General features: G+C 72.7%; 17 protein-coding genes and 2 pseudogenes. 6 read left to right on the plus strand and 13 right to left on the minus strand.

The window, feature by feature from the left end; all coding sequences use genetic code 11:
• The first annotated feature begins 73 nt into the window (after positions 1 to 73).
• On the plus strand, positions 74 to 718 hold the full coding sequence (locus tag ACZ3I4_RS24750) for a lytic polysaccharide monooxygenase auxiliary activity family 9 protein (RefSeq protein ID WP_465384377.1): 645 nt from the start codon (positions 74 to 76) through the stop codon (positions 716 to 718).
• Between the two features lie 59 nt (positions 719 to 777).
• Positions 778 to 1,293: a hypothetical protein gene (locus tag ACZ3I4_RS24755; protein ID WP_465384378.1), complete on the plus strand. Its 516-nt coding sequence runs from the start codon at positions 778 to 780 to the stop codon at positions 1,291 to 1,293.
• On the opposite strand, the gene ACZ3I4_RS24760 is transcribed toward ACZ3I4_RS24755, so the two are convergent.
• Positions 1,294 to 1,500 (minus strand): hypothetical protein, encoded by a 207-nt coding sequence (locus ACZ3I4_RS24760; protein ID WP_465384379.1) that lies wholly within the window; start codon positions 1,498 to 1,500, stop codon positions 1,294 to 1,296. It lies immediately after the preceding gene.
• 321 nt (positions 1,501 to 1,821) lie between these two features.
• On the opposite strand from ACZ3I4_RS24760, the gene ACZ3I4_RS24765 reads away from it, so the two are divergent.
• The 3 genes from ACZ3I4_RS24765 (at position 1,822) to ACZ3I4_RS24775 (ending at position 3,321) form a co-directional block, all read left to right on the plus strand.
• Positions 1,822 to 2,028 (plus strand): sigma factor-like helix-turn-helix DNA-binding protein, encoded by a 207-nt coding sequence (locus ACZ3I4_RS24765; protein ID WP_465384380.1) that lies wholly within the window; start codon positions 1,822 to 1,824, stop codon positions 2,026 to 2,028.
• A 70-nt stretch (positions 2,029 to 2,098) separates the two neighbouring features.
• Positions 2,099 to 2,707, plus strand: coding sequence for a ClpP family protease (locus ACZ3I4_RS24770; protein WP_465384381.1), 609 nt, complete (start codon positions 2,099 to 2,101; stop codon positions 2,705 to 2,707).
• Complete coding sequence (locus ACZ3I4_RS24775) at positions 2,704 to 3,321, plus strand: ClpP family protease (RefSeq protein ID WP_465384382.1); 618 nt, start codon at positions 2,704 to 2,706, stop codon at positions 3,319 to 3,321. The genes ACZ3I4_RS24770 and ACZ3I4_RS24775 overlap by 4 nt, the downstream gene beginning before the upstream one ends.
• 230 nt (positions 3,322 to 3,551) lie before the next feature.
• On the opposite strand, the pseudogene ACZ3I4_RS24780 reads toward ACZ3I4_RS24775, so the two are convergent.
• From ACZ3I4_RS24780 to ACZ3I4_RS24835, 12 genes and pseudogenes are all read right to left on the minus strand, one after another.
• A pseudogene (locus ACZ3I4_RS24780) lies at positions 3,552 to 3,788 on the minus strand (helix-turn-helix domain-containing protein); the annotation flags it as partial.
• 140 nt (positions 3,789 to 3,928) lie between these two features.
• Positions 3,929 to 5,035, minus strand: a complete 1,107-nt coding sequence (gene menC / locus ACZ3I4_RS24785) for an o-succinylbenzoate synthase (protein WP_465384383.1) — start codon at positions 5,033 to 5,035, stop codon at positions 3,929 to 3,931.
• Positions 5,032 to 5,874, minus strand: coding sequence for a GNAT family N-acetyltransferase (locus tag ACZ3I4_RS24790; protein WP_465384384.1), 843 nt, complete (start codon positions 5,872 to 5,874; stop codon positions 5,032 to 5,034). The genes menC and ACZ3I4_RS24790 overlap by 4 nt, the downstream gene beginning before the upstream one ends.
• Positions 5,871 to 6,965 carry a M20 family metallopeptidase gene (locus tag ACZ3I4_RS24795; protein WP_465384385.1) on the minus strand — a complete coding sequence of 365 codons (1,095 nt, stop codon included), beginning with the start codon at positions 6,963 to 6,965 and terminating at the stop codon, positions 5,871 to 5,873. The genes ACZ3I4_RS24790 and ACZ3I4_RS24795 overlap by 4 nt, the downstream gene beginning before the upstream one ends.
• 2 nt (positions 6,966 to 6,967) lie before the next feature.
• Entirely contained in the window at positions 6,968 to 10,243 is a 3,276-nt protein-coding gene (locus ACZ3I4_RS24800) for a serine hydrolase (RefSeq protein WP_465384386.1), read from the minus strand.
• A 145-nt stretch (positions 10,244 to 10,388) separates the two neighbouring features.
• Complete coding sequence (locus tag ACZ3I4_RS24805; RefSeq protein ID WP_465384387.1) at positions 10,389 to 11,996, minus strand: PucR family transcriptional regulator; 1,608 nt, start codon at positions 11,994 to 11,996, stop codon at positions 10,389 to 10,391.
• A gap of 24 nt (positions 11,997 to 12,020) precedes the next feature.
• Positions 12,021 to 12,779 (minus strand): ABC transporter ATP-binding protein, encoded by a 759-nt coding sequence (locus tag ACZ3I4_RS24810; RefSeq protein ID WP_465384388.1) that lies wholly within the window; start codon positions 12,777 to 12,779, stop codon positions 12,021 to 12,023.
• Positions 12,767 to 14,134 carry a serine hydrolase domain-containing protein gene (locus ACZ3I4_RS24815; RefSeq protein WP_465384389.1) on the minus strand — a complete coding sequence of 456 codons (1,368 nt, stop codon included), beginning with the start codon at positions 14,132 to 14,134 and terminating at the stop codon, positions 12,767 to 12,769. Before ACZ3I4_RS24815 ends, ACZ3I4_RS24810 begins: the two co-directional genes overlap by 13 nt.
• Entirely contained in the window at positions 14,131 to 16,110 is a 1,980-nt protein-coding gene (locus ACZ3I4_RS24820; protein ID WP_465384390.1) for a dipeptide/oligopeptide/nickel ABC transporter permease/ATP-binding protein, read from the minus strand. The genes ACZ3I4_RS24815 and ACZ3I4_RS24820 overlap by 4 nt, the downstream gene beginning before the upstream one ends.
• Complete coding sequence (locus ACZ3I4_RS24825; protein WP_465384391.1) at positions 16,110 to 17,111, minus strand: ABC transporter permease; 1,002 nt, start codon at positions 17,109 to 17,111, stop codon at positions 16,110 to 16,112. Before ACZ3I4_RS24825 ends, ACZ3I4_RS24820 begins: the two co-directional genes overlap by 1 nt.
• 12 nt (positions 17,112 to 17,123) lie before the next feature.
• Positions 17,124 to 18,674, minus strand: a complete 1,551-nt coding sequence (locus ACZ3I4_RS24830; protein WP_465384392.1) for an ABC transporter substrate-binding protein — start codon at positions 18,672 to 18,674, stop codon at positions 17,124 to 17,126.
• 158 nt (positions 18,675 to 18,832) lie between these two features.
• The gene (locus ACZ3I4_RS24835) at positions 18,833 to 19,393 is read right to left on the minus strand and encodes a TetR/AcrR family transcriptional regulator (RefSeq protein WP_465384393.1); all 561 of its coding nucleotides are present in this window, start codon (positions 19,391 to 19,393) and stop codon (positions 18,833 to 18,835) included.
• A gap of 89 nt (positions 19,394 to 19,482) precedes the next feature.
• On the opposite strand from ACZ3I4_RS24835, the pseudogene ACZ3I4_RS24840 reads away from it, so the two are divergent.
• Positions 19,483 to 19,599: pseudogene (locus ACZ3I4_RS24840) on the plus strand (short-chain dehydrogenase); the annotation flags it as partial.
• Between the last annotated feature and the right edge of the window lie 24 nt (positions 19,600 to 19,623).

Raw genomic sequence — 19,623 nt, forward strand, 5'->3', positions numbered from 1 at the left:
ATATGGACAGATGCCTGCGATGCTCACCTGGGAGCGCTCCCATCCCCCGAACGCCGAAGAATGGAGGACGACCGTGTCACAGAAGTCACGTCGGCCCGTCCGTGCCATCGTGGTGCTGTTCGCCCTGGTGGCCAGCCTGCTCCCCTGGAGTGGGGCGGCCCAGGCCCACGGCACCATTGTCAGTCCGGCCAGCCGCGCCTATCAGTGCTGGCAGGCCTGGGGCAGTCAGCACACGAATCCGGCCATGCAACAGCAGGATCCGATGTGCTGGCAAGCGTTCCAGGCCAACCCGGACACCATGTGGAACTGGATGAGTGCCCTGCGGGACGGGCTCGGCGCCCAGTTCCAGGCCCGCACCCCGGACGGGCAGCTCTGCAGCAACGGGCTGAGCCGCAACAACAGCCTCAACCAACCCGGCGCCTGGCGGAAGACCGACGTCAGCAGCAACTTCAGCGTCAAGCTGTATGACCAGGCCAGCCACGGTGCTGACTACTTCAAGGTCTACGTGAGCAAGCAGGGGTTCAACCCGGCCACCCAGAGCCTCGGCTGGGGCAACCTCGATTTCATCACGCAGACCGGCCGGTACGCGCCGGCGCAGAACATCTCGTTCAACATTTCCACCTCCGGATACTCCGGGCACCACATTCTCTTCGTCATCTGGCAGGCCTCCCACCTGGACCAGGCCTACATGTGGTGCAGCGACGTGAACTTCACCTGATCGGCGTGTCCGGCGGCCTCGCGACGCGGGGCCGCCGGGCGCAGGAGGGCGACCAAACGATGAAGCGCTACGTAGGAGTGGCGGCGATTCTGCTGGCGGTGGCGGGCGGGATCGTCGCGCTGAAGCCGGATCCGGAGAGTCTGCCCGACCAGGTCACGAACCGGATGCGAAGCACGCTCGAGCAGTCCGATCCGGGGCAGCACAGCCATGCGGGGCACTCCGCTGCGCCGGCGGCCGGCGAGGTGGTCTGCGGGGTTCGCGTCTACGGCTACGAGCCGGCCGGAGCGCAGGCGCTGGCCGACGTGCGGACGGTCTACGGGTTCCACCTCTGCGGAGTCGCCGAGGCCCGGCAACCGTGGGACGTGGCGGTCAAGCTGGCCGGGCCGGTCATCCTCGACCTGACCACCGATCCGGCGGGCATCCAGGTGGTCGAGGCCACCGAGAAGGTCAAGTACGTCGACCGTCTGCGGCAGGTGTTCCCGGCGAAGTATGCGGACCTGGCCCTCAAGGAGGCGCTGGCCGAGCCGGAAATGCGCGATCTGCGCCGCCGCTACGACAGCTCGGCCGGGCTCTGATCACCAGTCCATCCAGCCGTCCAGGCCGGGTTTGCGCAGCAGCGGCGGCTCGTCGTGGTCGATGGCGGTCAGCCACTGCGACCCGGGCCGCACACGGTGGCCGAGCCGCACCAGGTCGCGGACGACGGTGGGCATGTGGGCGGCGCCGAACACCACGGCCACTTCCATGTCCTCGGCCGCGAACTCGCCGTCGATCTCGCGCAGCACGCCGAGCAGCAGATCTTCGCGCTTGACGTCGTCGGGGCTGCGCGGTAACTCCAGATCTCGGCGACGACCGCCTGGCAGGTGCGCAGCCGCTGCCAGATCGCCCAGTAGTAGTCGGCATGCCCCATGTGGATCGTCGGGATGATCACCCATCGCAGCCCACCGGCGGGCCGCCGCAGCACGGTGACCGACGTCCGGAACCCTCGTACGCTCATCTCGGTGAGCTGCATGCCCCCAGGGTAGGAAGGCGCTGCCACGTAACCGGACGACTACGCCGCAGGTGCGCACTGGAGTTGGCCCCCGCGGCCGACCAGAGTGCGAGGCATGCCGACCCGACAAGAGACTCGCCGGCCCTCGATGGAGGAGATGCTCCAGCGCCTTCCGGCCCGGCATCGTGAGGTTCTCGTCGCCACGTTCTTCCACCGCCGGACGACGACCGACGCGGCGCGCTCGCTCAAGCTGCCGCCGGCGACGGTGAAGGCCCGGCTCTACGAGGCGATGCGGCAGCTCTCCGACATGCGCGTCTGCTGACAGCAGATCGGCTTGGAATCCGCCCTCCCCGGCTCCCATGGTGGAACCCGGACGAGAGCGAGGGACTCACATGAACCAGTGGAATGCCGGGTCGATCGACGACCAGGTGGCGGCACGGCTGCTGCATCAGCGCATCATCGTGCTCGGCACGGAGGTCGACGACCCGATCGCCAACCGGCTCTGCGGGCAGTTGCTGCTGCTGTCGGCCGAGGACCCGCGCGCGGTCATCAGCCTCTACATCAACTCGCCGGGCGGGTCGGTCAGCGCGGGGCTGGCCATCTACGACACCATGCGGCTGATCCCCAACGAGGTCAGCACGCTGGCTCTCGGGCTGGCCGGCAGCATGGGGCAGTTCCTGCTGACGGCGGGCGCGCCGGGCAAGCGGTTCAGCCTGCCGCACGCGCAGATCCTGATGCACCAGGGCTCGGCCGGGTTCGGGGGCACGGCGGCCGACGTCGAGATCTACGCCGATCAGCTGGATCGGGTGGGCACCACGCTGCTGCGGCTGACCGCGGAGCACACGGGGCAGCCGATCGAGGTCGTGGAGCGGGACAGTCGCCGTGATCGCTGGTTCACCGCCGAGGAGGCTCTCGCGTACGGGCTGATCGATCACATCCTGGACACCGTGGACGATGTGCGTCCCGAGATGACCCGCCAGCCGATGGGACTGAGCGCATGAGCCAGTACACGATTCCCACCGTCGTCGAGAAGACCCCCAACGGCGAGCGGGCGTACGACATCTATTCGCGGCTGCTGTCCGACCGGATCATCTTTCTGGGCACCGAGATCGACGACGGGGTGGCCAACGTGGTGATCGCCCAGCTGATTCACCTGGAGTCGGCCGGCGAGCAGGAGATCGGGCTCTACATCAACTCGCCCGGCGGTTCGTTCAGCGCGCTGACCGCCATTTACGACACCATGCATTTCGTACGCTGTGACATCGCCACGATCTGCGTGGGTCAGGCGGCGTCGGCGGCCGCGGCCCTGCTCGCCGCGGGCACGCCGGGCAAGCGCTCGGTGCTGCCGCACGCCAAGGTGACGCTGCACCAGCCGTCGAGCCAGGCCCGCGGCACCCTGCCCGACCTGGCGGTGGAGGCCAAGGAGGTGGCCAAGGTGCGGGCCGAGATGGACCGGATCCTGAGCCGGCACACGGGACATCCGGTGGAGAAGATCCGCGCCGACACCGACCGCAGCATGGCGCTGACCGCTCCCGAGGCGGTGGCCTACGGCCTGGCCGACCGGGTGATCACGGCCCGCCCCGAACGCGCCTATCGCCTGACCGCCGCCGGCTGAACCAGCGAGCTGCGCGAAGCGCACGGTCGGGCGGCCAGCAGCATCACGTCGCCTGACCGCCGCCGGCCGAGCCAGGGTCAGGCGGCCAGCAGCATCACGCTGCCTGACCGCCGCCGGCTGAACGAGGGTCAGGCGGCTAGCAGCATTACGCTGCCGCCGGACCGGCCGGGCGCCGGCCGCGTGACGGGGGCCACGGGGGCCAGCCGGAGCACGGGGGCGGTGTGGCCGACGAGCTCGAACCGGACCTCGGCCAGCAGGTCGGAAAGCTCGACCCGGAGTGCGTCGCAGACCGCGGCCAGGATCTCGGAACTCGGTTCCTTGCGGCCGCGCTCGACCTCGGACAGATATTGCACCGAGACGCACGCGTCGCGGGCGACCTCGGCCAGGGTGCGGCGCTGCTCCAGCCGGTGGCGGCGCAGCACCCGGCCGACCACCGTGCGCAACAAGGGCCGTCGGTTGTCCGCCATGCCGTCACCGTACCCAGCCCGGCGACGACGCCGATACCCCGTTCGCCGCCGGCGTAGAAGCAGCCGCCGTAGGGACAGCCGCCGTGAAAGCAGCCGCCGTAGAGGCAGCTGCCGTAGGGACAGCCGTTCACGGCCCCGGACTACAGCGGCAGCCACTCCATGCTCGTGGTGATCTCGGCCAGGATCTCCGGCACCGGCTCCACGCCGAGGCCGGGCCCGGTGGGCACGGGCAGGTGACCGTCCTCGAGCACGAACGGCGCGGTGACGTCCGTACGGAAATAGCGGTCGGACGCCGACGTGTCGCCGGGCAGGGTGAAACCGGGCAGGGCGGCCAAAGCCACGTTGGCCGCCCTGCCCAGGCCTGTTTCGAGCATGCCGCCGCACCACACCGGGATGCCGTTGGCGACGCACACGTCGTGGATGCGGCGGGCCTCGAGATAGCCGCCGACCCGCCCCGGCTTGACGTTGACGATGCTGCAGGCGCCGAGCCGGATCGCGTCCGCCGCGGCCCGGGCTGAGACGATCGACTCGTCCAGGCAGATCGGGGTGCGGACCCGCCGGGAGAGCTCCACGTGGCCGAGCACGTCCTCCTCGTCCAGCGGCTGCTCGATCAGCAGCAGGCCGAACGGGTCGAGGGCGGCCAGCAGCGGCGCCTGCCCGAGCGTGTACGCCGTGTTCGCGTCGACCTGCAGCAGCACGTCGTCGCCGAAGCGCTCGCGGACCGCGCGGACCGGCTCCACGTCCCAGCCCGGCTGGATCTTGAGCTTGATCCGGACGTAGCCCTGGGCCAGGTAGCCGTCGACCGCGTCGAGCAGCTCGGGGATCGAATCCATGATGCCGACCGACACCCCGCACGGCACCCGGTCGCGGGTGGCGCCCAGCTCGCGGGCGAAGCTGCGGCCCTCGGCGCGCAGTTCGGCGTCGAGCACCGCGGTCTCCAGGGCCGCCTTGGCCATCCGGTGGCCCTTGAACTTGTGCAGGGCGGGCGCCACGGCGGTGGCCGCGGCGGGCCGGCTCGCGCCGAGCGCGGGCACCAGATAGCGGCGCAGCACGTCGGCCGCGGCCTCGACGTATTCGCTGGAGTAGAGCGGGTCGCTCATCGCGACGCACTCGCCCCAGCCCTCGGCCTCGTCGGTGACGGCGCGCAGCAGCAGGACGTCGCGTTCGGTTTCCGTGCCGAACGAGGTGCGGAACGGCGCCACCAGCGGCATCCGGATCCGGCGCAGCTCGATCCCGGTGAGTTTCATGAGTCCTGCCTCTCCACCACGTACCAGCCGGCACGGTCGAAGCCGGTCACCCGGGCTCCGCTGTCGATCAAGGGGGCGAGCACGTCACGCACGGCCACCCGCCATCGCCGGGCGCACGCGGGGTCGGTGCGGCGCAGCGATTCGATGTCGGCCGGCACGGCGACCAGCACCGTACGGCCGCGGGCCGGGCCGGGCGCCGGTTCACCCTCCGGCGTACGGGCCAGGGCGAAGACCGCCCCGGTGGTGTCCGGCTGCGGCGGCCGGCCCCCGCGGGCGGCGGTCTCGACGGCAGGCGCGGTCAGGTCCCAGCGCAGCAGCAGCCGGTCGGTGTCGTCGTCGCCGTTGATGCCGTCGCTCATCGCGCCGTAGAAGTGCGGCAGGTACTGCACGGGCGATCCGCCCAGCTTGACCAGGTTGAAGTACGCGTTGCGGCCGACCAGCGGGTCGTAGGTCCAGCTGATCGTGCGGACTCCGGCGTCCAGCGCCCAGGCCCGCTGGTGCAGCTTGAGGGCCCGGCCGACGTGGCGGCCCCGGGCCGCGCTGCTGACCCCGGCGATGTGGCTGTGCATCTCGCGGCTCTCCGGCGGGCCGAAGAACGCGATGCAGGCCCCGACCAGGCCCGTGGTGTCGAACGCCCCGGCCACGTAGTTGCCGGCCTTGCTCATCGCCCGCAGCAGGTCGCGGGTGACCGGCGGCTCGGCCGGATCGGACTGCCAGATGCGGTCGAACAGCCGGCACACGTCGTGCAGCTCGGCCAGCTCGGTGAGGATCCGGACCCGGACACCGGCCGCGTCGGCCGCGGCCGAGGCGGCGGACCCGGGGCTGAGCAGATCGGTCATCGGCGGGTCACCTCGGAGATCAGCGCGGCGACCAGAGCGGCCCGGCGCGGCATCTCGGCCACGACGACATGCTCGCCGGGAGCGTGCGCGCCGCCGCCGACCGCGCCCAGCCCGTCCAGCGTGGGGGTGCCGACGCCGGCGGTGAAGTTGCCGTCCGAGGCGCCGCCCACCGCGGCCCGGGTCAGTGGGGGCAGCCCCAGCCGGCCGGCGATCGCCACGGCCCGCGCGTAGAGGGCCTCGGAGGCGGCGGCTTCCAGCGGCGGCCGGTTGGGACCGCCCTCGATCGTGATCCGGGCTCCCGGCAGCACCGGGGTCAGGGCAAGCAGGGCAGTGTCGACGCGGTGCTGCTCGGCGACGGTGCGAGCGCGCACGTCGACGGCGAACTCGCCGGTCGCCGGAACGGTGTTGGTGGTGGTGCCCGCGGTCATCCGGGTCGGCACCACGGTCGTGCCGTGCTCCGGACCGTTCAGGGCCTGCACCGCGAGCACCTGATGGGCCAGCTCGACGGTGGAGTTGACCCCCGCCTCGGGTTCCAGGCCGGCGTGCGAGGCGCGGCCGGTGACCCGGACCCGGTAGAGCGAGACGCCCTTGCGCTCGGTCTTGAGCGCGCCGCCGTCGGCCGAGCCCTCCAGCACCAGGGCGGCCGCGCAGCCGGCGGCTTCCTTCTCGATCAGCTCCCGCGACGTCGGCGAGCCGAGCTCCTCGTCCCCGGTGATCAGCACGCTCACCCCGTCGCGGCCGGGCAGCGCGGCCACCGCGTGCAGGGCCTGCACCACACCGGCCTTCATGTCGAAGCAGCCGGGACCGCGCAGAATCTCCCCGTCGATCCCGTACGGGTGGGCGGCGAGCGATCCGATCGGCCACACCGTGTCATGGTGGCCCAGCACCAGCACTTTCGGCGGGCCGGAGCCGAAGCGCCACCGCAAATGGGTACGGCCGTCGAGCACGATCCGTTCCGGGTGCGCGCCCAGCCGCCGGTGGCCGACGGCCGCGAGCACTTCGGCGCTGTGGGACACGGCCGCCCGGTCGTCCGAGGGCGACTCGCAGGTCACCAGCTCTTCCAGGTCGGCCAGCATCGCGGACAGGTCCATCCTCAGGCCACCTTCGGGGTCGCCCGCACGCCCAGGTGCAGATAGCGCTCGCCGGTGGGCAGCCGATAGAAGTAGACCGGGAACCACGTGTCGGTCTGCGGCATGCGTACGAGGAAAAGGTCGTCCTTGACCCCGACCATCGGCAACTCGTGCACCGGCTCGGGGCTGAGCTCGGCCAGGGGTCCGGTCTGGGTCATCCGCAGAACCGGGCCCTCCAGCACCTCCAGCCGGGTGCTGGCCCGCTCGTAGGTGCCCAGGTGCTCGGTGACGTCGACCTCGACGGGCGGCGACGGCGGGGTGAGCGGCCGCGGCATGGTCAGCCCGGCCACCTCGGCGAAGATTTCGGAGAACAGGTCCTGGTAGAGGTCGCGGGCGCCCTCGCCGTTGGTCAGCAGCGTGACGGCCAGGCCCTGCTCGGGCAGCAGCCGCAGGAACGCCGACTGGCCGATGGTGTTGCCGTCGTGGCCGATCAGCCGGTGGCCGTCCCAGCCGAACCGGATCCAGCCCAGCCCCCACGAGTCGCCCAGCGTGTACTTCTCGGGCAGTTCGACCTGCTCGGCCGTCATCGCCGCGGCGCCGTCGGCGCTGATCAGCCGGGTGCCGTCCGGGGCCAGCCCGCCGTCCAGGTGCAGACGGGCGAAGGCCAGCAGGTCGGCCGCGGTCGCGTTGATCAGACCGGCCGGGCCGAGCGCGCGCGGCAGCATCCAGACCGGGGCGACCTGCGGGCCGGGCACGTGGCCGGTGGCCGCCCGGTGCAGCAGCGCCTCCTCGGGCAGGGTGCCGGTGCGGCGCAGGCCGAGCGGGGTGCTGATCCGCTCGCGGAGGGCCGCGTCCCAGGTGCCGCCGGTGAGCTTCTCGATGACCCGGCCGGCCAGCGAGAAGCCGGAGTTGCAGTACGACCAGGTGGCCCCGAGCGGGTGGTTCTGGGCGACGTCGCGCAGGCCGTCGACGTACTTCTCCAGGCAGTCGTCGCCGCGGCCGGTGTCGGTGAAGACGTCGCCGTCGATGCCGCTGGTGTGGGTGAGCAGGTGCCGCATGGTCACCTTGGCCGCGACGCCGGAGTCGGCCAGGGTCAGCTCGGGCAGCACGTCGGCGATCGGCGCGTCCAGTTCGAGCTTGCCCTCGTCGACCAGCTGCTGCACGAGGGTGGCGGTCCAGACCTTGCTGATCGAGCCGATCTGGAACACCGTGTTTGTGGTGGTCTCGACGCCGGTGTCCACGTTGACCACGCCGTAGGCGGCCTCGACCAGTTCGTCCGCCCGCGAGATGCCGAGGACAGCTCCGGGCACCCCGTGCCGCTTGGCCAGCACGTTCAGGCGCCGCTGCCAGTGCGCGGCGTCCAAGGGCTTGCGTCCTGTGCCGGTGTGCCGGCCCACCCACTCGGCGATCCGCCGGTTGAAGTCGAGACGCTGCGAGGGCGGGCCCTCGACGATCAGCAGGTGCGAGCCCTCCGGATAGAGCACCAGCTCGGCCGGGACGCCGCGTTCGCGCAGCGCCGTGTGCCACTGCTGGGCCTGGCCGACCGGGCAGCGCAGGTCGGCCGCGCCCTGGATGATCAGGGTCGGGGTGCGGACGTCGGCCACCCGGGTCAGCGGGGACATCGCGGCGTAACGCTCCGGCGCCTCCCACGGCTGACCGCCGAGCTCGAGGCCGGCCAGCAGGTGCCCGTCGTCCGACGAGCCGGCCATGCTGGTCAGGTCGCTGACCACTCCCCCGGCCACCGCGGCGGCGAACCGGTCGTCGGTGGCGGTGAGATAGCAGGTCATGTAGCCGCCATAGCTGTAGCCGGCCACGGCCAGCTTCGCCGGATCGGCCAGGCCCTCGGCCACCAGCTGGTCCAGCGGCTCGAGGAAGTCACGGGCGTCGGCCTCGCCCCAGGCGCCCAGGGCGGCGGTGAAGAACCGCTCGCCGTATCCGTCGCTGGCCCGCGGGTTGAGCAGCAGCACGTTCCAGCCGGCGGCCACCAGCTCCTGGTGATAGAGGTGGACCTCGTCGGCCGCGCCGTTCCAGGCGTTGTGCGGGCCGCCGTGGATGTCCAGCAGCAGCGGCCGCGCGCCGGTGGCCTCCGGGTCGCGGATCAGCCAGCCGTGCACGACCGTGCCGTCGGAGACGGTGAATTCGCGCTCGACCCGCGGGAACAGCTCGACGTCGTCGAACACCGAGCCGTGCGTGGTGCGGACGGTCTCGTCGCCCGCGCCCAGGTCGATGGTGACGATTTCCCCGTACGAGGTGGGGGTGGCCAGAACGATCGCGGCGGTGTCCCCGGCCACGGACAGTCCGGAGACCACGCGCCCGGCTCCCGCGACGACCGGGCGGGGCTCGCCACCGTCCAGCGGAACGGCATACAGGTGCGAACAACCCCGGTCCCGTACGCAGAAAAGGACCGTCCTCCCGTCGGAGGTGAACCGGGGCACCGCGCCCGGGTAGGCCGTACCGCCCGGCATGACGTTGCGGTCGAGGCCGGCCGCGAGGTCGCGCACCGGGCCGCCGTCGAGCGGCACGTACAGCAGGTGGGCGTGCCCGGCCAGGGAACCCTCGTAGCCGACGACCACCAGCGCGTCGCCGTCCGGTGTCCACACGCCCGGCCCGGCGACCCCCTCGGCCAGCCCGGCCACCCGCGGGCGGCTCTTGGGATCGGTCACGTCCACGACGTGCAGCGGCGCCCGCAGCACCAGGTCGGCGTCGGGGCCGGTGGCCGCGGCGAAGGCCAGCCGGGCCGAGTCGGGCGACCAGGCCGGGTCGCCCGCGTGCCAGTCCCCCTCGGTGACCTGCCGGACCTCGCGGGTCTGCGGGTCGAGCACGAACAGATGCTTGCGCAGGTCGCGCAGCCATCCGGCCCCGTCGGCCTGATAGTCGAGGCGTTCGGTGACGATCGGGGCGCTCGCCGCCGCGCCGGTCACCGAGACGGCCGCGGCGAAGGCGATCTTCGTGCCGTCCGGGCTCCACAGCGGCGCGCCCGCGCCCTGCGGCAGGTCGGTGACCGGCTCGGCCTCGCCGCCGTCCGCGGGCAGCAGCCAGATCTGCGCGGGTCCGTCGCCGCCGCGCAGGAACGCGAGCTGCGTGCCGTCGGGCGACCAGGCGGGCGACGTGTCGGCCGGGCCGCGCGTCAGCCGGCGGGAGCCGCCGTCGCCGGCACACCAGAGGCCGCGGGTGACGCGGTCGGCCTCCCGGTCGGCGGTCCGCAGCACGTACGCGACCCGGCGCCCGTCCGGGCTGAGGGCGGGCTGCTCCGGCGTCGCCACCGACACCAGGTCTTCGATCTGCGCACGACGTGCCACGGGTGTTCCCCTTCGACTCGCGGGTCTCTGGCCGAAGCTTGCCCGCCGCGGAGTGCCGTGTCTTTGTGCGCCGCAACGAGTCCGGGGCGATCCACTCGTCCGCCGGCACGGTGACCGACCGCGCCCGCCGGTGGAACGGCGTGATTCAGGCCTGGAAGACGCGCAGCTGAAGCATGGCTCCGAAGCGGGCCTCGGGGTCGGCCAGGTCGAGGTCGCCCACCTCGGCCAGGCGGCGCAGCCGGTATCGGAAGGTGTTGGGGTGCACGTGCAGGGCCGCGGCGGCGGCCACCGCGTCGCCGAAGGCGTCGAGCCAGGCGGCCAGGGTCTCGACCAGGCTGGCGTTGTGCTCGGCGTCGTAGGCGATCAGCTTGGCCAGGGGCCCGGTCGGGGCGTCGCCGCGGGCGGCGATCAGGTCGCGCAGTTCCAGCACCATCGCCTTGGTGTAGACGTCGGTGAGCCGGGCCACCCGCAGGCCGCAGCCCGAGCGCAGCACCCGCAACGCGCGGTCGGCGCCGGCCCGGGCCGCGGCCAGCTCGCTCACCGAGGCCGCGGGCGTGCTCACCCCGATGAGGGCGGGCACGCGGTCGCCGACCCGGTCGAGGAACTCGCCGGCCACTCGCACGGCCCGCTCCCCGGTCATTACCGGCAGCAGCCCGTACGCGACATCGCCGAGCAGGGCCACCGCGCTGCCGGCGTGCACGGCGCTGAGGTGCATGGCCAGCGCGTCGGTCAGGCGCTGCCGGTCGGCGGCCAGCCCGGACCGGTCGGCCGCGCCCTCGGGGGCGGCCGGGGCCAGGGCCAGCACGACGAGGGGCTGGTCGGCCAGGCCGAGGCGGGCCAGCGACTCCCGGGCGCCGGCGCCGCCCTCGAGCGCGGTGCCGACCAGGTCGGTGCGCAGCCGGCGCTCGACGTCGGCCCCGGCACGCAGCCGCAGCATGTGCAGCGCGACCAGCTTGGCGGCGTCGCTGAACGCGCGGGACCGGTCGGGGGTCAGCGGCTGGCGCACGGCGGCCCAGATCGAGCCGAGGAACTCGTCGCCGGCCCGCACGGCCACCGCCACCCGCGGCACCGAGAACTCGCCGGGCGCGGACTCCGGCGGCGCCACGAACACCGGTTCCGCGCTGCGGTGCAGGTCGCGGTGCACGCCCGCGCGGGACAGCAGGACGGCGAAGCGTTCCGGCACCTGGCGGCCCAGAATGGTCTCGACCCGCGACTCGTCGGCCTCCTCCTGGCGCCCCGAGAAGGCCAGCACCCGCGAGTCCGGGTCCTCGATCGTGACCGGCGCGTCGACCAGCGCGGCGACCGCGTTGGCCAGCGCGAACAGGTCACCCGAGGGCAGCCCGCCGAGCATTTCGGGCCCGGCGTCGCCGACGTCGCCCTGGCTGAGCATAGAGCGCAGCAGCGCGGCCAGCTGGGCCCAGGAGGCGCCGCGGGTCAGCGCGATCAGCGCCACCCCCGACTCGTGCGCGGCGGCCCGAAGCTCGTCACCCGGCGGCACCGGGGCCCGCACAATCAGACCGGCCGCCCCCTGCGGTCCGAGGGTGCGCAGCAGCGCGGCGATCTCGGCGGGCTCGCGCAGGCCCACGCCGAGCACGAGGGCCCGCGAGGGCAGATGCGGTTCGTCGTACGGGTCGTGGAAGGCGATGCCGGCGATCGGCTCGGCCGAGTGGGCGTCGCCGTGCACCAGATCCAGCAGCGTGACCCCGAGGTCGCCGAGGACCCGGCCGAGACTGGCGCGCGGCAGCTGGCTCATGCCCGCCGACAATAGCGGCACTGGTCAGGTTTCGAGAGGGACGCCGGGACGGGGGACGGCCTCGAGCAGTTCGCGGGTGTACTCGTGCCGGGGGTCGCTGAGCACCTGCTCGACCGGGCCGCACTCGACGATCCGGCCCTGGCGCATCACCGCGACGATGTCGCTGACGTAGCGCACCACGGCCAGGTTGTGCGAGATGAACAGCATGGTCAGCCGCATCTGGCGTTGGAGGTCGCGGACCACGTTGAGCACCGCGCCCTGGATCGAGACGTCCAGGGCCGAGGTGATTTCGTCGGCCACGATCACCTCGGGCCGGCCGGCCAGGGCGCGGGCCAGCGCGACCCGCTGCCGCTGGCCGCCGGAGAGCTCGTCGGGGCGGGCGCCGGCCCGGTCGGCGGCCAGGCCGACCAGTTCGAGCAGCCGGCCCACCTCGGCCCGCCGCTGGGCCGCGGGCATCGGCGGGTGCCGCGGAAGGGTCTCGGCGATCGAGGCGCCGATGCTCATCCGCGGATCGAGGGCCGAGTACGGGTCCTGGAAGATCATTTGTAGCGGCCGGGTCCGGAGGCCGGCGATCGGCTGTCCGTCGAGCAGGATCCGGCCGGCCGACAGCGGGGCCAGCCCGACCGCGGCCCGGGCGAGGGTCGACTTGCCCGAGCCGGACTCGCCGACCAGGCCGACCACCTGCCCGGCGGGCACGACGAGGTTCACGCCGTCGACCGCGACCGTGCCCCGCCGGCGCGAGCCGAAGCGCACGGTCACGTCGGCGAAGGTCAGCTCGCGCACAGCGGGGTCGCCCGGGCGCCGAAGTGCACGTACTTCTCGCCGGTGGGCAGCTGGTAGAAGGTGGCCGGCACCCAGTTGCCGGTCTCCGGGTCCTGGCCGACGAACAAACCGGGCCCGACCGCGACCATCGGGTAGTCGACCGGCTCGTCCTGCAGCAGCTCGGCCATCGGGCCGGTGATGCTCAGCCGCATGACCGGGCCGTTCTCGCCGATGCTGACCTCCTGGCGGATGCTGGCCCGCTCGTAGACGCCCACGTACGGGGCGGGGTCGACGTCGACGGGGGTGTCCGGCGGTCCGAGCGGGTGCGGGACGGGCACACCGGCGAGTTCGGCGAAGATCTCGCGGTACAGCTCCTCGTACAGCTTGGCGGCGTTGCCCCCGTTGGTCAGCAGCGCGACCGCGACACCCTTCTCCGGCAGGATTCGCAGGAAGGCGGCCTGTCCGATGGTGTTGCCGTCGTGCCCGATCAGCCGGTGACCGTCCCAGCCGGCCCGCTCCCAGCCCAGGCCCCACGAGTCGCCCAGGGTGTGCTTGTCGGGCAGCTCGACCTGGTGCTCGGCCATCGCGGCCGTGCTCGCCTCGCTCAGCACCCGGGTGCCGTCGGGGGCGACGCCGCCGGCCAGGTGCAGCCGGGCGAAGGTCAGCAGGTCGGCCGGGGTCGAGATGATCGAACCGGCCGGTCCGGCCGAACGCGGGATGGCCCAGACGGGCGCCACGGTCTGCTTGCCGTCGTGGGTCACGTGCCCGGCCGCGGCCCGGTGCAGCAGCGCCTCCTCGGGCAGGGTCACGGTGCGGGTCAGGCCGAGCGGGGTGACCAGCCGGTCGCGGACGGCCGCGTCCCAGGTGCCGCCGGTCAGCTTCTCGATGACGCGCCCGGCCAGCGAGAAGCCGGAGTTGCAGTACGACCAGGTGGCCTCGAGCGGGTGGTTCTGCGCGGCGTCGGCCAGCCCGGCCACGTACTTCTCGAGGCAGTCGTCGCCGCGGCCGGTGTCGGTGAAGATGTCGCCGTCGATGCCGCTGGTGTGGGTGAGCAGGTGCCGCATGGTGACCTTGGCCGTGACGCCCGGGTCGCTCAGCCGCAGCTCGGGCAGCACGTCGGTCAGCGGCGCGTCGAGTTGCAGCTTGCCCTCGTCGACCAGCTGCATGACCAGCGTCGTGGTCCACACCTTGCTGATCGAGCCGATCTGGAACAGCGAGTCGGTGGTGACCTCGACGCCGGTGCGCAGATTGAGGACCCCGTACGCGGCCTCGGTGATCTCGTTGTCGTGCAGGATGCCCAGGGTCGCGCCGGGCACGTCGTGCCGTTCCGCGAGCTCGGCCAGTCGCGCGGTCCAGTGTTCGGTGCTGACGGTCATGGTCTTTCTCCTCCCAGGGGTGCGGCGATCTGGTGGTCCGGGACCACCTGCGGGGCCAGGTCGGCGTGCCAGCAGGCGACGCGGCGGCCCTCGGCGTACGGGGTCAGGGGTGGGTCCTCGCTGCGGCATCGTTCGCCGGCGAGCGGGCAGCGCGGGGCGTACGGGCATCCGGCGGGCAGGTTGTGCGGGTCCGGGGGCCGGCCGGGGATCACCGCCAGCGGGGCGTCCCGGTCGGTCGTCATGTCGGGCACGGCGGCCACCAGCGCCCGGGTGTACGGGTGCCGGGCGTCGTGCAGCAACGCGCCGGTGGGCAGGTCCTCGACGACCCGGCCGGCGTACATGACCAGCACGCGGTCGCAGACCTGGCCCACCACGGTGACGTCGTGGCTGATGAAGAGCAGCCCGACCCGCTCGGCGGCGCGGATCCGGGCCAGCAGTTGCAGCACCTGGCGCTGCACGGTGACGTCGAGGGCGGTGGTCGGCTCGTCGGCGATGATCAGCTGCGGGTTGGCCATCACGCCCATGCCGATCATGGCCCGCTGCCGCATGCCGCCGGAGAACTCGTGCGGCAGCTGGCGGGCGCGGCGCTCGGCCTGCGGGATGCGTACGGCGGACAGCCGGTCGACGGCCCGGCGCCAGGCCGTACGCCGGTCGGCCCGCTGGTGCTCGCGGACCACCTCGGCCAGCTGACGGCCGACCCGCTGGGCCGGGTTGAGCGAGGTCATCGGGTCCTGGAAGACCATCGCCAGCGAGGTGCCGAGCAGGCGGCGGCGCTCGTCCCGGCCCGGACCGCCCCGCCCGCGGCGATCGGCGTCCTCGCGCAGGTCGACGCCGAGGAATTCGAGCCGGTCGGCGCGGACCCGGCCGGGCCGCTCGATCAGCTGGGCGATGGCCAGGGCGGTGAGGCTCTTGCCCGAGCCGCTCTCCCCGACGATGCCGATCGCCTCGCCCTGGCGCACCGACAGGCTCACACCCCGTACGGGGGTGACCTCGCCACCGGCCGCGGGAAAGCCGACGTGCAGGTTCTCCACGGCCAGCAGGGGCTGCTCGGGCCCGTCCGGCGCCGGTTCGGCCCGCGGGGGCTCGTGGGCCGGGGCGGTGCGCGCGCCGGGATGGGCCGAGCGCAGGCCGATCGCCCGCGCGACGGCCTCGCCGGCCAGGTTGAAGGCCATCGCGGCGAGCACCACGGCGACCCCGGCGGCCAGGGCGCCGGCCGGGTGGACGTAGATCTGGGCCAGCCCCTCGCCGAGCAGCCGGCCCCAGTCGTAGCTGGGCGCCTGCACCCCGAGCCCGAGGAACGACAGGCCCGCGAAGGACAGCAGCGCACCGCCGGCCGCCATGGTCGCCGAGACCACCAGCGGCTCGGCGATGTTGGGCAGCACGTGCCGCACCAGGATCCGCAGGCGGCCGATCCCGGCCACCCGGGCGGCGGCGATGAAGTCGCGGCCGGAGATGGTCGCGGCCATGGTCTGGGTGAGCCGGGCGAAACCGGGTGCGGTCGCGAACCCGATCGCCAGCACGGCCCCCTTGGCGCCTACCCCGAAGATGACGGCGAAGAACAGCGCGAGCAGCAGGGACGGGAAAGCGACGGCGATGTTGATGAACGCGCCGGCCCAGCGGCCCACCCGGCGGCCGAGCAGCACGGGCGCGGTGCCCAGCAGCAGGCCCGCGGTCACCCCGATCGCCGTGGCCAGCAGCGCCAGCGTCACCGACAGCCGCGACGCGACCAGCACCCGGGCCAGGATGTCGCGGCCGAGCAGGTCGGTGCCGACCGGATGCGCCGACGACGGGCCCTGCAGGATGTCGGCCGCCTGCACGGCTTCGGCCCGGTCCTGCCAGATCAGCGGGGCCAGCACGGTCAGCGCCAGCACCGCGATCAGCAGCACCGCGGCGGTGAGGCCGAGCGGGCTGCGCAGCACGCTTGTCCAGCGACGGGCCGGCCGGGCCGGCGGAACTGCCTCGGTCAGGACCGCCATCAGCTCTCCCGAATCGCCGAGCGGGGGTCGAGCACGGCCAGGGCCACGTCCACCACCAGGTTGATCAACAGCACGCCGATGCCGTAGACCAGCACGACGCCCTGCACGGTCGGATAGTCCTTGGCCAGGATCGACTGGACGATGGTGCCGCCCAGGCCCGGCCAGGCGAAGATGTTCTCGATCAGCACGGTGCCCGCGACCAGCCCGCCGAGCAGCAGCCCGCCGATGGTCAGCGTGGCGGTGAGCGCGTTGGGCAGCGCGTGCCGCAGATAGATCGCCCCGGCGCGCAGCCGCTTGGCCCGGGCCGTCCGGATGTAGTCGGTCTGCAGCACCGCCAGCAGCTCCACCCGCACGATCCGGGCCAGCATAAAGGCCGGGCCGATGGCCAGCGACAACACCGGCAGCACGTACGAGTCGGGGCCCGAGCGCCCGGCCACCGGGAACCATCCGAGCTGCACGCTGAACACGAAGACCAGCCCGACCGCCATCAGGAACTCGGGGATGGTCGCGACGACGACCCCGGTCGAGGTGAGCGCCCAGTCCCCGCCCCGGCTCCGCCCGTCGCGGGCCAGCACGGCCATCAGCAGACCGAGCGGCACCGAGACGGCGACCGCGACGGCGAACGCCAGCAACGCCATCTCGACCGTGGAGCCGAGCCGGGCCGAGATCACCTCGACGACCGGGAGGCCCGAGGTCATCGAGACGCCCAGGTCGCCGGTCACGAGGTGACCCAGGTAGTGCAGGTACTGCAGCCAGAGTGGGTCGTTGAGCCCGAGCTGCTCGCGCCGCTGGTCGATCAGCGCGAGCGGAGCGGTCGGGCCCAGGGCCGCCCGGACGGGATCGCCGGGCAGCACGTGGATCATCAGGAACGCGGCGGTGACCAGCACCCACACCGACACCACCAGGCGCCCGGCCCGGCGCAGGCCGAACCGCACCCAGGGGTGGCCGGCCAGGTTCGGCCGCTCAGTCGCGAGTTTCTCCGGTTCCGCCGTGATCGTCATGCCCGCTCCCGGTCAGCCCAGCATGCGGATGGACGACGGGTCGACGTCACCCTCGGACAGGTTGAACTCGGCCCCGTTGGCGATCGACGGCGCGTTGGAGTTGGCGAACGGCACCAGGTCCAGGTTCTGCACCACCGCCTTCTCGGCCGCGGCCCACTGCGGGCAGCCGCTCTCGCCGGTCAGCTTCTGGGCCTCGCCCACCGCGGCGACGTAGTCCTTGTTGTCGAACGAGGCGAAGTTGGCCCCGTTGGGCGGGGTCGGCCCGGACAGGAACGGGACGAGCTGGCTGGGCAGGGTCACGCCGATCGGGAACATCGCCACGTCCCAGGCCAGCTGCCCGGCGGCGATCTGGCCGACCTGGGTGGTGGTGACCGACTTCAGCTCGACCTGCACCCCGGCCGCCTGCCATTGCTGCTGCAGCAGCTCGGCCGCCGCCTGCGTGCCCGGGTTGCCGGTGCTGGCCCAGGCCACGACCAGCTTCTTGCCGGCCGCCGGGCCGGCGGCCAGGGCCGCCTTACCCGCGGCGGCGTCGAAGGCCGGCAGGTTCCCGGTCACCGTGTCGCCCTTGCAGGGGGTCATCGCCGGCGCGACCAGGCCGGTCGCGGCCGTCCCCCGGCCGCTGGTGAAGACCTGCTGCATCTGGTTGAGGTCGGCCGACTGGATCAGGGCCTTGCGCACGGCCAGGTCGGCGGTCGGCAGCCCGTCCTTCTGGTTGAACCAGATCTCGCCGGTCGGGGCGAGCACGTCGCGCTTGACGAACTGGTCGCCCTGCAGGCGCTGGGTGTCCGGGCCGGTGAACCGGGCCACGTTGACCTCGCCCGAGAGCACCAGGTTGGCCGTGGTCGTCTCGTTGGTGATCACCCGGATGACCACCTTGTCGGGCAGGCCCACCGTGTCGGCCTTGAAGTCGCCGGGACCCCACGCGTACTCCTTGCGCCGGGTCAGCGTGTAGTGGTCGTCCGGGACGGCCTCGGTCACCGTGTACATGCCGGTGCCGTCCGAGGCCTGCTTGAGCTTCGACCGGTCGGCCAGGCCCTTCTCGCAGACAATCGGAAGGCCGCCGAGGTTGCGTTCGAGGAACGCGTCGGGCGTCGGCGAGGTCACCGCGACCGTGCCCGCCGTGTCGTCGGCCGTGGCCTTCGCGCCCGCCGGGACGTACAGGCTGATCCGGGTCGAGGAGTTCTTGGGGTCGCCGACGAAGGAGATGTTCTTCGCCACCGTGGCCGCCGTCAGCGGGGTGCCGTCGGCGCAGGTTATGCCCTTGCGCAGGGTGAACTTGGCGGTCGTGCTGGTCGACTCCCACTTCTCGGCCAGCCCGGGCAGCGTCTTGCCGTCCGGGGCGAAACCGAGCAGCGAGTCGTACAGGAAACGGTCGACCTGGCCGGTGACCGACAGGGACGTGAAATGCGGATCGAGGTTGCCGGGGTCGCCCGCGACAGCCATCGTGAACGTCTTACCGTTGACCGGCTGGCGGCCGCTCGCGCCTCCGCCACCGCCGTCGTCGCCGCAAGCGGCCAGGAGCACCACAGTTCCCAGCGCGGCCGCGCATCGCCAAGCCTTCATCGTGCCTCCACGTGCTGCATGTCACAGCAGCCTGCCGAGCACGCCCACCCCTTGTCTTTGGCGCTGGCGACAACATGACGACGGTCCAGTTGTCGCTGGGGACCACACGCTGTTTTCCGGCCGCACGGTCCGCCGGGGCCGGCCCGCTGCGGGTGCGGTCAGACAAGCCGGGACACGGCCCGGACCACGGCCGTACGCCGCCCGGCCGGATCGCCCATCTCGGCCGACGCGGCGAACTCCGGGTTCAGCGAGTTCCACGAGGCGGCCATGGCCTGGATCAGCGTGAGCAGTTCGGCCGGGCTGAAGTCGCGGGCGAGGCGGCCGTCGGCCTGCGCGGCGGCCAGGGCGTCAAGGCGGGTGCGGTTGGCCGCGTGCACCGCGGCCAGGCCCGGACCGTGCGGGCGTTCCAGGCGGTACCACATGGTGAGGCGCTGGGCCTGCGGGTGCTCGGCGAAGTAGTCGAACATGCGGCCCGCATAGCCGGGCAGGTCGTCCGGGTCGAACCGTACGGCGTCCAGGGTCTCCTGCGCGCTGGCGGTGAACACGATGTCGAACAGCTCGTCCTTGTTGCCGAAGTACGTGTAGATGCGCTCCTTGCTGCTGGCCGCGCGGTCGGCCACCCGGTCCATGCGCGCGCCGGCGATGCCGTGTTGGGCGAACTCGGCGGTGGCCGCGGCCAAGATGCGACGGCGGGCGTCCTCCGGATTGCGTACGGCCATGATGTGACCTTACCAACCTACTAGTTGGTTGGCATCGCGCGTCGTCAGCGGCACAATTGAACCAACCAACCAGTAGGTAGGAGTACGAGATGACCCGTACGTGGTTCATCACCGGAAGTTCCCGGGGGCTCGGCCGCGAGCTGACCCGGGCCGCCCTCGACGCCGGTGACAACGTCGCGGCCACCGAGGTCAGCCGGGCCGCCGACTTCCCGGGGTAGCTGTCGTTTTCG

Source organism: Actinoplanes sp. NPDC021490, assembly GCF_055562135.1.

Excerpts from the sequence above, each read along its gene's own strand:
- menC (WP_465384383.1), bottom strand. The coding sequence starts at position 5,035 with ATGAAACTCACCGGGATCGAGCTGCGCCGGATCCGGATGCCGCTGGTG.
- ACZ3I4_RS24795 (WP_465384385.1), bottom strand. The coding sequence starts at position 6,965 with ATGGACCTGTCCGCGATGCTGGCCGACCTGGAAGAGCTGGTGACCTGC.
- ACZ3I4_RS24825 (WP_465384391.1), bottom strand. The coding sequence starts at position 17,111 with ATGACGATCACGGCGGAACCGGAGAAACTCGCGACTGAGCGGCCGAAC.
- ACZ3I4_RS24805 (WP_465384387.1), bottom strand. The coding sequence starts at position 11,996 with ATGAGCCAGCTGCCGCGCGCCAGTCTCGGCCGGGTCCTCGGCGACCTC.
- ACZ3I4_RS24755 (WP_465384378.1), top strand. The coding sequence starts at position 778 with ATGAAGCGCTACGTAGGAGTGGCGGCGATTCTGCTGGCGGTGGCGGGC.
- ACZ3I4_RS24770 (WP_465384381.1), top strand. The coding sequence starts at position 2,099 with ATGAACCAGTGGAATGCCGGGTCGATCGACGACCAGGTGGCGGCACGG.
- ACZ3I4_RS24815 (WP_465384389.1), bottom strand. The coding sequence starts at position 14,134 with ATGACCGTCAGCACCGAACACTGGACCGCGCGACTGGCCGAGCTCGCG.
- ACZ3I4_RS24790 (WP_465384384.1), bottom strand. The coding sequence starts at position 5,874 with ATGACCGATCTGCTCAGCCCCGGGTCCGCCGCCTCGGCCGCGGCCGAC.
- ACZ3I4_RS24830 (WP_465384392.1), bottom strand. The coding sequence starts at position 18,674 with ATGAAGGCTTGGCGATGCGCGGCCGCGCTGGGAACTGTGGTGCTCCTG.
- ACZ3I4_RS24775 (WP_465384382.1), top strand. The coding sequence starts at position 2,704 with ATGAGCCAGTACACGATTCCCACCGTCGTCGAGAAGACCCCCAACGGC.
- ACZ3I4_RS24835 (WP_465384393.1), bottom strand. The coding sequence starts at position 19,393 with ATGGCCGTACGCAATCCGGAGGACGCCCGCCGTCGCATCTTGGCCGCG.
- ACZ3I4_RS24820 (WP_465384390.1), bottom strand. The coding sequence starts at position 16,110 with ATGGCGGTCCTGACCGAGGCAGTTCCGCCGGCCCGGCCGGCCCGTCGC.
- ACZ3I4_RS24765 (WP_465384380.1), top strand. The coding sequence starts at position 1,822 with ATGCCGACCCGACAAGAGACTCGCCGGCCCTCGATGGAGGAGATGCTC.